At 66.6% G+C, this 12,860-nt stretch carries 7 protein-coding genes and 1 pseudogene; 1 reads left to right on the plus strand and 7 read right to left on the minus strand.

Features of this window, described 5'->3' with window-relative positions; translation table 11 throughout:
* Nucleotides 1–243 precede the first annotated feature (243 nt).
* The gene (locus ACIP0B_RS26195; RefSeq protein ID WP_400837580.1) at nucleotides 244–831 is read left to right on the plus strand and encodes a TIGR00730 family Rossman fold protein; all 588 of its coding nucleotides are present in this window, start codon (nucleotides 244–246) and stop codon (nucleotides 829–831) included.
* 107 nt (nucleotides 832–938) lie between these two features.
* Here ACIP0B_RS26195 and ACIP0B_RS26200 read toward each other — a convergent pair whose 3' ends face one another.
* The 7 genes and pseudogenes from ACIP0B_RS26200 to ACIP0B_RS26230 all read right to left on the minus strand — a co-directional run.
* Nucleotides 939–1,838, minus strand: coding sequence for a transglutaminase N-terminal domain-containing protein (locus ACIP0B_RS26200; RefSeq protein ID WP_400837583.1), 900 nt, complete (start codon nucleotides 1,836–1,838; stop codon nucleotides 939–941).
* The gene (locus ACIP0B_RS26205) at nucleotides 1,838–4,324 is read right to left on the minus strand and encodes a circularly permuted type 2 ATP-grasp protein (RefSeq protein WP_400837586.1); all 2,487 of its coding nucleotides are present in this window, start codon (nucleotides 4,322–4,324) and stop codon (nucleotides 1,838–1,840) included. The genes ACIP0B_RS26200 and ACIP0B_RS26205 overlap by 1 nt, the downstream gene beginning before the upstream one ends.
* An 88-nt stretch (nucleotides 4,325–4,412) precedes the next feature.
* Nucleotides 4,413–7,688, minus strand: coding sequence for a DUF2126 domain-containing protein (locus ACIP0B_RS26210; protein ID WP_400837589.1), 3,276 nt, complete (start codon nucleotides 7,686–7,688; stop codon nucleotides 4,413–4,415).
* Nucleotides 7,689–8,038: 350 nt separating this feature from the next.
* Entirely contained in the window at nucleotides 8,039–10,342 is a 2,304-nt protein-coding gene (locus tag ACIP0B_RS26215; protein ID WP_400837592.1) for a YgiQ family radical SAM protein, read from the minus strand.
* 215 nt (nucleotides 10,343–10,557) lie between these two features.
* Nucleotides 10,558–11,955 carry a replicative DNA helicase gene (gene dnaB / locus ACIP0B_RS26220; protein WP_400837595.1) on the minus strand — a complete coding sequence of 466 codons (1,398 nt, stop codon included), beginning with the start codon at nucleotides 11,953–11,955 and terminating at the stop codon, nucleotides 10,558–10,560.
* Nucleotides 11,956–12,090: 135 nt separating this feature from the next.
* Nucleotides 12,091–12,537 (minus strand): 50S ribosomal protein L9, encoded by a 447-nt coding sequence (rplI, locus tag ACIP0B_RS26225; protein ID WP_085582869.1) that lies wholly within the window; start codon nucleotides 12,535–12,537, stop codon nucleotides 12,091–12,093.
* A gap of 21 nt (nucleotides 12,538–12,558) precedes the next feature.
* A pseudogene (locus ACIP0B_RS26230) lies at nucleotides 12,559–12,860 on the minus strand (hypothetical protein); the annotation flags it as partial.

Here is a 12,860-nt window from a genome sequence, read left to right on the forward strand (position 1 = left end):
TTTCAGGCTATGACACTCATCGAAACAATCTACCGGCCAGAACCGCAGCCCGGGCCTATGATCGGCCCATCCCACTGAAACGGAGTGCCGATCATGTTCTTTAACGGTTTGCTGCGCAGCCTGCTTGCCGCCTACGCCTGCGGTGCCAGCGGTACCTGTGAAACGCCGGAACGCGAAGTCTAGTCCTTGGACAGCGGCCCCGCTGCCGCTACCCTGTGCGACTGATCGACACAGGAGCAAGGCATGTCTCTCACTTCCGTTTGTGTATTTTGCGGCGCCAACGCCGGCACCGACCCGGCGTACACCGAAGCCGCCGTCGCCCTCGGCCGGGCATTGGCCGAACGCAATCTGACCCTGGTCTACGGCGGCGGCGCCGTCGGGCTGATGGGCATCGTCGCCGACGCCGCGCTGGCGGCCGGCGGTGAGGTGGTCGGGATCATCCCGCAGGCGCTGATGGACAAGGAAATCGGCCACAAAGGGCTCACCCGCCTGGAAGTGGTCGACGGCATGCACGCCCGCAAGGCGCGGATGGCCGAGCTCAGCGACGCGTTCATCGCCCTGCCCGGCGGCCTCGGCACCCTGGAAGAGCTGTTCGAGGTCTGGACCTGGGGCCAGCTCGGCTACCACGGCAAGCCGCTGGGCCTGATGGAAGTGAACGGTTTCTACAGCAAGCTCACCGCGTTCCTCGACCACCTCGTCGGCGAAGGCTTCGTCCGCGCGCCGCACCGGGACATGCTGCAGGTCAGCGATTCGCCGCAGGCGCTGCTCGACGCCCTCGACCGCTGGCAGCCGACCGTCGCGCCGAAGTGGGTGGACCAGAAGCCGAGCTGACCTTGTGGCGAGGGAGCTTGCTCCCGCTGGAGTGCGCAGCGCTCCTGATTGTTGCGGCCGCTGCGCAGCCGAGCGGGAGCAAGCTCCCTCGCCACAGCACTTGCTCTTCAACGGGCCTGCTCAATCGGCATCACCGTGACCCGCACCTCCGGGTCATGGCTGCCCCCACCCAGAATCACCCCGCGCAGCGGCGACACATCGGAGAAGTCCCGGCCCCAGGCCAGGGTGATGTGCTCCAGCGCCGGCTGTACATTGTTCGTCGGGTCGAAGTCCACCCAGCCCAGCGCCGGGCAAAACACCGACACCCAGGCGTGGGACGCGTCGGCGCCGATCAGCCGGGGCTGCCCCGGCGGCGGCCGGGTCAGCAGATAGCCGCTGACGTAGCGCGCCGCCAACCCTCGGGACCGCAGGCAAGCCAGCATCAGGTGGGCGAAGTCCTGGCAGACCCCGCGCCGCCGCTCCAGCACCTCCACCAGCGGCGTCGCGACCTGGGTCGCTTCGGCATCGAAAGTGAACTCGCTGAAGATCTTCCGCATCAAGGCCTGCACCGCCGACAGCATCGCCCGTCCCGGCGTGAAGCAGCTTTCGGAGAACTCGACGAAGCTGCGTTTGAGGTGCACATAGGGCGACTCGAACCGATAGCGGCAGGCTTCCAGCACCTGGGGCGAGAGCGGTCGGCCGCTGTAGGCCAGCGCGTCGCGCGTCAGCTCCCAGGCCGGCGAGCGGTCGAACGCCGGCACCGGCCGCGCCAGCACTTCGATCGTCAGCCGCGCATTGACCTGCAACTCGTCATGGGGCCGCTCGAACGCCAGGCGCGTCAGCGGATTGCCGAACACGTCCAGCTCGTCCCGGCGGGCGGTCGGCTCCGGGCTGATCAGCAGACGCTGTTCGGTGCAGCGCTGCCAGGCGCACTCGCGGGGCCACAGATGGGCCAACTGCTGCGCCAGCGAAACCGGGCTGTCGTAGCGGTAGCAGGTGTCGTGGAGGACTTGGTAGCGGGCATTCATCAGACGGACACCGTACGCTGGCTGACATCGTCGACATGGGCGAAATGGCGCAGGGCCAGGCGGTCGGACACCTGCGCGCTGACATCGGCGATGTCTTGCAGCAGGTCGGCCAGCCCGTCGAGCGCCGCACGCACGCTGGATTCGCCGAACAGCGGGCCCTCCAGGCAGCCGAGGTCGATGTGCGCCAGACGCTCGGCCAGTGGCGCCAACCCGGCTTCCCTCGGTGCGCCGAAATCATCGTTCAGCCGCTTGACGGTGCGGGCCACCAGCTTCAGCTGGAACAGCACCGCATGGGGGTTCTGCTCGTCGAGCAGCAACAGGTCGAGCACCGGGATCAACTGCGCCACCGCCAGGTAGCGCGAACGGTAGGTGATGCTGCTGTTGCCCAGTTCCAGCAGCCACTCCAGCCCCGCCTGGTCGAACGCGCCGGCGCCCCGCAGGAATGCCGCCAGGCTGGCGCTGAGAAACTGCAAACGCTCGATCCGTCGCCCGATCATCAGGAAGCGCCAGCCCTCGTCGCGGGTCATGTCGTCCAGGGCGAAACCGGACAGCGCCGCCAGCGAAGTCACCAGCCGGTTGAGGAAATCCAGCAGCTCGCCGAAATCCGGCTCGTCGCCGTCGAGTTCGGCGGCCTCGCGCTGCAGCTCCACCAGCGCCTGCCAGTTCTCCCGCGACAGCTTGCCGCGCACCTGGGACGCCGCCCACTGCAGGCGCTGCAGATTGGCGCGCAGGCTGAACGACCAGTCTTCGCCGAGCAGCGCCGCCAGCAGCCGCTGCGGCAGCTCGCCTTCGTCCGGCAGCAGCATCAGCCGCTCGCCGAGGTCCACGGCGGCCTGCAGGGCCTGGGGATCGTCGCCGTCGATGTAGCGCGCCAGCACGATCCGCAGCAACCGCGCACTGTCGTCGCAGCGTTCGCAATAACGGCCGAACCAGAACAGGTTCTCCACCACACGCGACGGCAGGTAGGGGTCGCGCCGCACCAGGTCGTGCACGCCGATGCTGCGCTGGGCCTTCCACTGTTCGCCGCTCGGCGGCCGGTCGCCCAGCACCCAGGTGTCCTTGCTGGCGCCGCCGCGCTGCATCGACACCACTTCGGCGTCGGCCTCGGCGGCCACCCGGGTCAGACCGCCCGGCAACACCCGGTAGCCCTCGCCGCTGGCCACTGCGTACAGGCGCATGCCGATGGCCCGTGCTTGCAGTTGGCCGTCTTCGGGCTGCCAGACCGGCGCCTGGGACAGTTGCGCCAACTCTTGCGCGACATAGGCATAAGGCCGCGCCTGCATGCGCTCGACGAGGGCCTGGCGCTGTTTTTCACTCAAGTCGCGGCCAAACACGGGCGCAAAGCTCTGCGAAGGAAAGGCCGGCTTGATCAGCAGCTCCGGCAGTTTCTCCAGGGCCTGGGCCAGCACCGGCGCCTCACCGCACCACCAGGTGGCGATGGACGGCAGGATCAGTTCTTCGCCGAACAGGTGCTGGCTGATCTTCGGCAGGAACCCCAGCAATCCCGGCGATTCGAGCACGCCGCTGCCCAACGCGTTGGCCACCAGCACCCGTCCCCGGCGCACCGCCTCCAGCAGTCCGGGCACGCCGAGGGCCGAGTCGGTGCGCAGCTCCAGCGGGTCGCAGAAGTCATCGTCGAGCCGGCGCATGATCGCGTGCACCCGGCGCAGGCCGCTGAGGGTCTTGAGGTACACCGTGGCGTCGCGCACGGTGAGGTCGCCGCCCTCCACCAGCGGATAGCCGAGCTGGCGCGCCAGGTACAGGTGCTCGAAATAGCTTTCGTTGAACCGCCCCGGCGTCAGCAGCACCACCAACGGCGTCTCGCTGTCGCCCGGCGCCTGGCGCACGAGGGTTTCCTGGAGCGTGCGGAAGAAGCCCGCCAGGTGCTGCACCCTCAAGTCCCGGTACAGCTCGGGGAAGGCACGGGACACGATGGTGCGGTTCTCCAGCGCATAACCGGCCCCGGAAGGGGCCTGGGTGCGATCCGCCGTGACCCACCAGCGGCCGTCCGGCGTGCGCGCCAGATCCGCCGCGTACAGATGCAGGAACGCCCCGTCCGGAGGCGAAATGCCCTGACAAGGCCAGAGGAAGTTGTTGTGGCCGAACACCAGTTCCGCCGGCAGCAGCCCTTCGCGGATCAGCCGCTGCGGGCCGTACAGGTCCGCCAGCACCGCATTGAGCAGCCGCGCCCGCTGGGCGAGCCCGGCCGACAGCCGCTGCCATTCGTCGGCGGCGATCACATGGGGCAGCAGGTCCAGCTCCCACGGGCGGTCGGCGCCTTTGGGGTCGGCATAGACGTTGTAGGTGACGCCGTTTTCCTGAATTTGCCGCGCCAGCAGCGCTTGGCGCTGCGCCAACTGCTGCGGCGTGCTGCGCTGCAACTGGTCGAACAGCCGGCGCCAGTGCGGACGCACCGCGCCGCTGCCGTCGAGCAGTTCGTGGTAGGAGCCCGCCGTCAGCGGGTAGCGGTCAAGCAAGTCAGGCATGGAGAGCTCGGCAGCCGGCAATGTACGGTCAGACTAACGCAGGCACATGACGCCCGGATATACGAAAAGTCCGGGCGTCGCGTAAGGTTCAGAAACGTCGCAAATCGAGTGTCAGCGGAAACTCGTCGTCCGTTTCCACATCCGCTATCGGAATGTTCCCCGGCGTGTGCCCGATGCGGAAAAAACGCGCCAGGCGCCGGCTCTCCGCCTCGTTGGCATTGACCGGCAACGTCTCGAAGTTGCGCCCGCCCGGATGGGCGACGTGGTACTGGCAGCCGCCGAGGGAGCGCTGCGTCCAGGTGTCGACCAGGTCGAACACCAGGGGCGCGTGCACGCCGATGGTCGGTTGCAGGCAGTTGGCCGGCTGCCAGGCGCGGAACCGCACGCCGGCCACATACTCGCCGACCCGCCCGGTGGGGTGCAGCGGCACCGGAACGCCGTTGCAGGTCAGCCGATGACGTTGCGGCACCCATCCCGAGACCTTGACCTGCACGCGCTCCAGCGAGGAGTCGACGTAGCGCACCGTGCCGCCCGCCCCGCCCTCTTCGCCCAGCACATGCCAGGGCTCGAGGGCCTGGTGCAGCTCCAGTCCGATGCCGTTGACGGCGTAATCGCCGAGCTTGGGGAAGCGGAACGCCTGGTGCGCCGCAAACCATTCGGCCCGCAACGGATAGCCGGCCCGGTCGAGGTCGTCGATGACCTCGGCGAAATCCTGTGCAATGAAGTGCGGCAGCATGAAGCGGTCATGCAGTTCGGTGCCCCAGCGCGCCAGTTTCGAAGGCGCATAGGGCTCGCGCCAGAACCGCGCCACCAGCCCCCGCAGCAGCAGTTGCTGAACCAGGCTCATGCGCGCATGGGGCGGCATCTCGAACGCGCGCAGCTCCAGCAGGCCCAGGCGTCCGCTGGCGCCGTCCGGCGAATAGAGCTTGTCGATGCAGAACTCGGCGCGGTGGGTGTTGCCCGTGACGTCGATCAGCAGGTTGCGCAGCAGCCGGTCCACCCGCCACGGCGGACACTCTTCGCCCGGCGCCGGCATCTGCGCGAAAGCGATCTCCAGTTCGTACAGGGCATCGTTGCGCGCCTCGTCGACCCGGGGCGCCTGGGACGTCGGGCCGATGAACAGGCCGGAAAACAGGTAGGACAGCGACGGATGGTTGTGCCAGTAACTGATCAGGCTGCGCAGCAGGTCGGGACGGCGCAGGAACGCCGAGTCGGCCGGCGTCGCCCCGCCGAGGACGAAATGGTTGCCGCCGCCGGTGCCGGTGTGCCGGCCGTCGATCATGAATTTCTCGGTGGACAGCCGGGTCAGCCGCGCCTGCTCGTAGAGGAACTCCGTGCGCTCGACCAGTTCGTCCCAGGTGGCGGACGGCTGGACGTTGACCTCGACCACCCCCGGATCCGGGGTGATGCGGAAGTTGGCCAGGCGCGGATCGGCCGGCGGCTCGTAGCCTTCCAGCAGCACCGGGCAGTCCAGCTCCTCGGCGGTGGCCTCGATGGCCGCCACCAGTTCCAGATACTCCTCCACCCGCTGCAACGGCGGCATGAACAGGTACAGGCGCCCGCCCCGCGGCTCGGCGCACAGCGCGGTGCGGGTCAGCCAGTCGGCGGACGCATCGACCGCCGGCCGGCGTTCGTCGGCCTCGGCAGGCTCGCCGTGCCGGTTGAGCTGCGCCGTGTCCGGCAGGTCGGGGAAGTCCTGGTTCGGGTCGTTGGGATGGACGTACGGATACTCCGCCGCCTTCACCCACGGCTGCGATGCCAGCGGCAGGCGGTAGCCCAGCGCCGAGTCCCCCGGCACCAGCCGGCAGTGCTCGTCGCGCAGATACCAGCGCCCGCTCTGCCACTGGTCGCCCTTGGCGGTGCGCGCCAGCGGCAGCACCTGGCCGATCACCTTGCCCAGCCCCTGGCCGAAGACCTTGCGCAGGCGTGCCCGCTCCAGCGGATCCTCCAGCCGCGGGTCTTCGGCGCTGACGTTGACCGGCAAGGCGCCCTCGCGCCACAGGTAGTGGAGAGGGTCTTCGTAGGCCGCGAACACGAATCGCGCCGGCAGTTTCAAGCGTTCGGCAACGCTCGCCAGAAAGCGCCCGGCCAATGCGCCGTCGGCGCCGTAGTCCTGCTGCTCGTCGGCGATCAGCGCGCTGTTGCGCCAGACCGGCACACCGTCGCGGCGCCAGTGGCAGTTCAGCGACCAGCGCGGCAACTGCTCGCCGGGATACCACTTGCCCTGCCCGAAGTGCACCAGCCCCTGGGGCGCGTAATGCCTGCGCAGGCGCTGGAACAGTTCGGCGGAGAGCCGGCGCTTGTCCGGGCCGAGGGCGGCGGTGTTCCATTCGGCGCCGTCGGGGTCGTCGATGGAGACGAAGGTCGGCTCGCCGCCCATGGTCAGGCGCACATCGCCTTCGAGCAGGTCGGCGTCGATCCGCCGCCCCAGCGCCTGGATCGCCTGCCACTGCGCATCGGTGTAAGGCTTGGTGACCCGTGGCGTTTCCCGGATCCGCTCCACGGTCATTTCGTGGCTGAACTCGCACGCGCAAGGCTCCACCAGCCCGCTGACCGGCGCCGCCGACGACGGATCGGGACTGCACGCCAGCGGAATGTGCCCTTCACCGGCGAACAGCCCGGACGTGGCGTCCAGCCCGATCCAGCCCGCGCCGGGCAGGTACACCTCGCACCAGGCGTGCAGGTCGGTGAAGTCCACTTCGGTGCCGGACGGGCCGTCGAGGCTTTTCACATCCGCCGTCAGTTGAATCAGGTAACCGGAAACGAAGCGCGCCGCCAACCCGAGATGGCGCAGCAACTGCACCAGCAGCCAAGCCGAGTCGCGGCAGGAGCCGGAGGCGCGTTCGAGGGTGTCTTCCGGGGTCTGCACGCCCGGTTCCAGACGGATCAGGTAGTTGATGTCCTGGCTGAGGCGCTGGTTGAGCGCCACCAGGAAATCCACGGCCGGCAGCGGCGTGCGGTCGATGCCGTCGAGGTAGGCCTCGAACTTCGGCGTCAGCGGCAAGGTTTCGAGATACGGCGCCAGTTCCTTGCGCTCGTCGGCCGCATAGGCGAAGGGGATCCTTTCGGCGTAGGGCTCAAGGAAGAAGTCGAACGGATTGAACACCGCCATTTCCGCCAGCAGATCGACTTCGATCCGTAGCGTGTGGGTCTTTTCCGGGAACACCAGCCGCGCCAGGTAGTTGCCCTGGGGATCCTGCTGCCAGTTGATGAAATGCTGGCCGGGCGTGACCTTCAGCGCATAGGACAGGATCCGTGTGCGGCTGTGGGCGGCCGGGCGCAGGCGGACGATCTGCGGCCCGAGCTCGACGGCGCGTTCGTAGCGGTAATGCGTGACGTGGTGCAAGGCGACTTGAATCGACACGGCGTGCCTCCTGCGGGCCTGAGCGTAGTCAACGGCGCGCAAGACTTGTGCCATGCGGTGGCTGGGGCGCCGTTGCGAAAATGCACAGGGCAGTACAGCACCGAAATCGGGCGGCGGGCGGGATTGGCCTGGGGAAATTGCGCCTGAATGTGGCAGGCCCATGGACAAGGGCAGTCTGTGCCGGCCTCATCGCCAGCAGGCTGGCTCCCACAGGGGGCTTGCAGAACACTGTGGGAGCGGGCTTGCCCCGGGAGGCGATCCGACGATGAGACCAGTACAGGCAACGGTTTCTGGGGCCGGAATGCAGAACGCCAACCCGAAGGTTGGCGTCCTGTTCAGCTACATGCCCGTCAGCGCGGCACGACCGGCTTGCGCGCAGGCTTGGGCCCTTTGCCCTTGGCGGCGTCCTTGCGCTCCTTGGCCGCCTGCTGGTTGCGGGCGAACGCTTCGGCCTTGGCCTTCTCGCGCTTGTCCCACGGATTGCCGCCGTCGCTGCCACGGGGCGGCAGGCCGGTGTGCTGGGTGAGGATCTTGGTGGTCTTTTCCTTGGCGACCTTGTGGCTGCCGGCCGGCGTCGAGTTCTTGCGCCGGGCGCTCTGGTAGCTGTCGGTGGCCGGCTGGTGCGCCGGGATCAGCTGATGCTTGCCCGAACCGATCAGGTCGCCCCGGCCCATGCGCAGCAACGCTTCGCGCAGCATCGGCCAGCCCTTCGGATCGTGGTAGCGCAGGAACGCCTTGTGCAGGCGGCGCTGCTCCTCGCTCTTGACGATGGTCACGCCGTCGCTCTTGTAGGTGACCTTGCGCAGCGGGTTCTTGCCCGAGTGGTACATCGCGGTGGCGGAGGCCATCGGCGACGGGTAGAACGCCTGCACCTGGTCGGCGCGGAAGCCGTTGCCCTTGAGCCACAGGGCCAGGTTCATCATGTCTTCGTCGGTGGTGCCCGGGTGGGCCGCGATGAAGTACGGGATCAGGTACTGCTCCTTGCCCGCTTCCTTCGAGAACTTCTCGAACATGCGCTTGAAGCGGTCATAGGTGCCGATGCCCGGCTTCATCATCTGGTTGAGCGGGCCTTCCTCGGTGTGCTCCGGGGCGATCTTCAGGTAACCGCCGACGTGGTGGGTCACCAGTTCCTTGACGTATTCCGGCGACTCGACCGCCAGGTCGTAGCGCAGGCCGGAGGCGATCAGGATCTTCTTCACGCCCGGCAGCGCACGGGCGCTGCGGTACAGCTGAATGAGCGAGGAGTGGTCGGTGTTCAGGTTCGGGCAGATGCCGGGGAACACGCAGGACGGCTTGCGGCACGCGGATTCGATCTCCGGGCTCTTGCAGGCGATGCGGTACATGTTCGCGGTCGGGCCGCCGAGGTCGGAAATGACCCCGGTGAAGCCCGGCACCTTGTCGCGGATCTCTTCGATCTCGCGGATGATCGACTCTTCCGAGCGGTTCTGGATGATCCGCCCTTCGTGCTCGGTGATCGAGCAGAAGGTGCAGCCGCCGAAGCAGCCACGCATGATGTTCACCGAGAAACGGATCATCTCGTAGGCCGGGATCTTTTCCTTGCCGTAGGCCGGGTGCGGAATGCGCTGGTACGGCATGCCGAACACGTAGTCCATTTCCTCGGTGGTCATCGGAATCGGCGGCGGGTTGAACCAGACGTCGGTCTCGCCGTGCCGCTGCACCAGCGCACGGGCGTTGCCGGGGTTGGTCTCCAGGTGCAGCACGCGGTTGGCGTGGGCGTACAGGACCGGGTCGTTGCGCACCTTCTCCATGGACGGCAGGCGGATCACGGTCTTGTCCCGGGTCATCTTCGGGCTCGCCAGGATCTGCACGACCTTGGCTTCCTGCGGGTCTTCGACCGGGCCCTTCTCCTGCTCGATGGCGCAGGCGGCGGTGTCCTGGGTGTTGACGTACGGGTTGATGATCTTGTCGATCTTGCCCGGACGGTCGATGCGCGTGGAGTCGACCTCGTACCAGCCCTGCGGGGTGTCGCGGCGGATGAACGCGGTGCCGCGCACATCGGTGATGTCTTCGATCTTCTGGCCGTAGGACAGGCGCTGGGCGACTTCGACGATGGCCCGCTCGGCGTTGCCGTACAGCAGGATGTCGGCGCTGGCGTCGATCAGGATCGAGTTGCGCACGCGGTCCTGCCAGTAGTCGTAGTGGGCGATGCGGCGCAGCGAGGCTTCGATGCCGCCGAGCACGATCGGCACGTGCTTGTAGGCTTCCTTGCAGCGCTGGCTGTAGACCAGGCTCGCGCGGTCCGGACGCATGCCGGCCATGCCGCCGGGCGTGTAGGCGTCGTCGGAGCGGATTTTCTTGTCGGCGGTGTAGCGGTTGATCATCGAGTCCATGTTGCCGGCCGCGACGCCGAAGAACAGGTTCGGCTCGCCCAGCTTCATGAAGTCGTCCTTGGACTGCCAGTTCGGCTGCGCGATGATCCCTACGCGAAAGCCCTGGGCCTCCAGCAGGCGGCCGATGATCGCCATGCCGAACGACGGGTGGTCGACGTAGGCATCGCCGGTGACGATGATGATGTCGCAGGAGTCCCAGCCGAGCTGATCCATCTCCTCCCTGCTCATCGGCAGGAACGGCGCCGGCCCGAAACATTCGGCCCAGTACTTCGGATAGTCAAATAACGGCTTGGCTGCTTGCATGTCGATAACCGGTGTTGGCTTTCATGGAATTTCGCGGGCGCGGAATATAGCACAAATTTTGACCAATTCCGACGGCCATGGTCGGAAATTCTCGGCCGCCACACTTTCCCTTGTGGCGAGGGAGCTTGCTCCCGCTCGGCTGCACAGCAGCCGCCATGGTCAGGCAGCCGCGCAATCCGGCGGGAGCAAGCTCCCTCGCCACAAAGGGCTGCAGGTTATTCGTCGTCGTCGAAGTTGTAGCTGCCCGGCGCCAGGTTCTCGAACCGGGTGTACTTGCCGATGAACGCCAGCCGGATGAAGCCGATCGGACCGTTACGCTGCTTGCCGATGATGATTTCGGCGATGCCCTTGTGCTCGGTCTCCGGGTGGTACACCTCGTCCCGGTACACGAACATGATCACGTCGGCGTCCTGCTCGATCGCTCCGGATTCCCGGAGGTCGGAGTTCACCGGACGCTTGTTCGGACGCTGCTCCAGGGAACGGTTGAGCTGCGACAGCGCCACCACCGGGCAGTTGAATTCCTTGGCCAGGGCCTTCAGGGAACGGGAGATCTCGGAAATCTCGTTGGTGCGGTTGTCGCCGCTGGAACCCGGGATCTGCATCAGTTGCAGGTAGTCGATCATGATCAGGCCGATGTCGCCGTGCTCGCGCACCAGGCGCCGGGTGCGGGCGCGCATTTCCGACGGGCTGATGCCGGCGGTGTCGTCGATGAACAGCTTGCGGTCGTTGAGCAGGTTGACCGCCGAGGTCAGGCGCGGCCAGTCGTCGTCCTCCAGCTGGCCGGAACGCACCTTGGTCTGGTCGATGCGGCCCAGGGACGAGAGCATACGCATGATCAGCGATTCGCCTGGCATCTCGAGGGAGTACACCAGCACGGCCTTGTCGCTGCGCAGCACGGCGTTTTCCACCAGGTTCATCGCGAAGGTGGTCTTACCCATCGACGGACGGCCGGCGACGATGATCAGGTCGGCGGGCTGCAGGCCGCTGGTCTTCTCGTCGAGGTCGGTGTAGCCGGTGGACAGGCCGGTGATCGCGTCGGACGTGTTGAACAGGGTGTCGATGCGGTCGATGGCCTTGGTCAGCAGCTCGTTCACGCCCACCGGGCCGCCGGTCTTCGGCCGCGCCTCGGCGATCTGGAAGATCTGCCGCTCGGCTTCGTCGAGGATCTCTTCGGCGGTGCGGCCTTCGGGGTTGAAGGCGCTGTCGGCGATGTCGTTGCTGATGCCGATCAGTTGGCGCAGCGTCGCCCGCTGGCGGACGATCTGCGCATAGGCCTTGATGTTGGCGACGGACGGCGTGTTCTTCGCCAGTTCGCCCAGGTAGCCGAGGCCGCCGACCTGGGCGGTCTGCCCTTCCTTGTCCAACTGCTCGGACAGGGTCACGACGTCGATCGGCAGGTTCTGGTCGGCGAGCCTTGCGATCGCGCGGAAGATCAGGCGGTGGTCATGCCGGTAGAAATCGCCGTCGGAGACTTGATCGAGCACGCGTTCCCAGGCGTTGTTGTCCAGCATCAGGCCACCGAGCACAGCCTGTTCGGCCTCGATGGAGTGCGGCGGCACCTTCAGGGCGGCGGTTTGCAGATCGTATTGCTCGGGAGCAGAGATTTCGTTCATGGCCACTTGGTTATTCAGGAAAAGCAGGGATGTGGAAACGGCATATGCCAGAAAGACAAAGGGCACGACCTGCGAACAGGATCGTGCCCGATGTTAACCGTCTGACGGACAAGCCGCCAGCCGATCAGGTATTGCTTAAGCCGCTACCACGACAACGCGTACGGTGGCTTCGACTTCGGCGTGCAGGTGCACGGCCACGTCGAATTCACCCACGTTGCGGATGGTGCCGTTCGGCAGACGAACTTCGCTCTTCGCGACTTCAACGCCCGAGGCGGTCAGTGCGTCAGCGATGTCGTGGGTGCCGATCGAACCGAACAGCTTGCCTTCGTCGCCAGCGGTGGCAGTGATGGTCACTTCCAGCTCGGCCAGTTGGGCAGCACGGCTTTCAGCCGAAGCCTTACGGTCAGCAGCGGCTTTTTCCAGCTCGGCGCGACGCTCTTCGAACGCAGCCAGGTTGGCGGCGGTCGCAGCGGTGGCCTTGCCGAAAGGCAGCAGGTAGTTACGACCGTAGCCGGCCTTAACCTTTACTTTGTCGCCCAGGTTGCCCAGGTTGGCGATTTTTTCCAGCAGGATCAGTTCCATTTGGTATTAACCTCTTAACTTTTAACCTTCACCGTTCGCGTTATCGGTGTCTTTCGACACGTGACGACCGCGAAAATCAATCAGGCTGTCGACAATGGCCAGAACCACGAGCAACGGATAGACCAGCTGCATGAACAGCAACAGCGTCACGTACAACCCCACCAGCCAGAAACCGGCCAATCGCTTTTGCGCCACCAGCCCGTGAATCAGGGCCAGCCCGGCGAACACCAGCGGTACGCTGCACAACGGCGTCAACATGGCCATCTGCGCACCGAGGTTCGGGCCCAGATGCATCTACGCCAGCAGCATCATCGCCGGCCCCT

This window comes from Pseudomonas sp. NPDC089534 (genome assembly GCF_044749305.1).
GTDB lineage: Bacteria > Pseudomonadota > Gammaproteobacteria > Pseudomonadales > Pseudomonadaceae > Aquipseudomonas > Aquipseudomonas ekonensis.